Raw genomic sequence first — 1,142 nt, 5'->3', positions numbered from 1 at the left:
CCTCCCAGGAAGCCGCCGACCTGTACAGGCAGTTGGCGCAGGCCAACCCGGCTGCCTACCTACCCGACCTCGCGATGTCGTTGAACAACCTCGGCGTCATGCTGTCGGAGCTGGGACACAGAGAGGAAGCCCTGGCAGCCTCCCAGGAAGCCGCCGACCTGTACAGGCAGTTGGCGCAGGCCAACCCGGCTGCCTACCTACCCGACCTCGCGATGTCGTTGAACAACCTCGGCAGCCGGCTGTCGGAGCTGGGACACAGAGAGGAAGCCCTGACACCCTCCCAGGAGGCCGTGACGATCCGTCGGCAATTGGCACAGGCCAACCCGGCCGCCCACCTACCCGACCTCGCGATGTCGTTAGGGGCATTTGCGGTCGCTCGGGCTAAAGAGCGGTCCAGACTGGACGACGCGCTGGCAGCGGCCGACGAGGCTGCGGGGATCTTTAAGCAATTGGCGCGACAACTTCCCCAAAAGTACGACCCATACGCCGCCAGAACGGTTCGGCTCGTCGCCGAGATCCTCGACCTACTCAATCGCCACAGCGAGGCGACCGCCATCCGCAGTCAGCTGGCCGCCGCACGAGAGGGCGGAGCCAGAACCGCCAATCAGTGACCCAATCGACTTCAGCCCCGGCGGATCGGAAGGTTAGCCTTTCGGCGGTGAGAGATGGCGATGGGGAACTTTTGCAGGCGATTAGTGCGGTGTCCAGAAACGTTCACCGGGCCGCGTCAGATCCAGACGACGACCGGCGGCGTTGGAGTCGGGTCTGGATACAACACGGGTATCCAGGCCCGACTCCGCCTTGCCGAACCGCCGCCTGGACCTCGCGGCGACACCGCCAACGTTCCTGGACACCGCACTAGCTCTGGCTGACTTCTGAAAACGCATTGAGATCGATGCCTTCGCTGGCCGGTGGAGTCGAGCGGTGGAAGGTGGCTGAACCGCAATACTCCCATACGTGCCGGGTGGCTCGGCGGGTAACCAAATCCGTGTTCCTGGCGTCGTTGCCAACCATCGCAACAACCCATCTGCTGCGTCTTCCTAGTACTGAGCCTTTTTCAACCTGATCCTGCAGGTCAGGGATGGTGTGTGTAGCCCGGGTGTCGATGGGGGCGAGGCTCCAGGTAAGACAGCAAATCGACC

General features: G+C 63.4%; 1 protein-coding gene and 1 pseudogene. One reads left to right on the top strand and one right to left on the bottom strand.

Translation table 11 applies throughout. From position 1 onward, the window contains the following. Positions 1-611, top strand: a 611-nt coding sequence (locus tag ACIBMZ_RS30705; protein ID WP_396699825.1) for a tetratricopeptide repeat protein, incomplete at its 5' end; no start/stop codon positions are given. A 247-nt stretch (positions 612-858) separates the two neighbouring features. Here ACIBMZ_RS30705 and ACIBMZ_RS30700 read toward each other — a convergent pair. Beyond that, positions 859-1,142 (bottom strand): annotated as a pseudogene (locus ACIBMZ_RS30700) (hypothetical protein); the annotation flags it as partial.

This window comes from Micromonospora sp. NPDC049900 (assembly GCF_044461025.1).
GTDB lineage: Bacteria > Actinomycetota > Actinomycetes > Mycobacteriales > Micromonosporaceae > Micromonospora.
The sequence above is the reverse complement of the archived record's forward strand: the minus strand, read 5'-3'. Positions and strand labels throughout refer to the sequence as shown.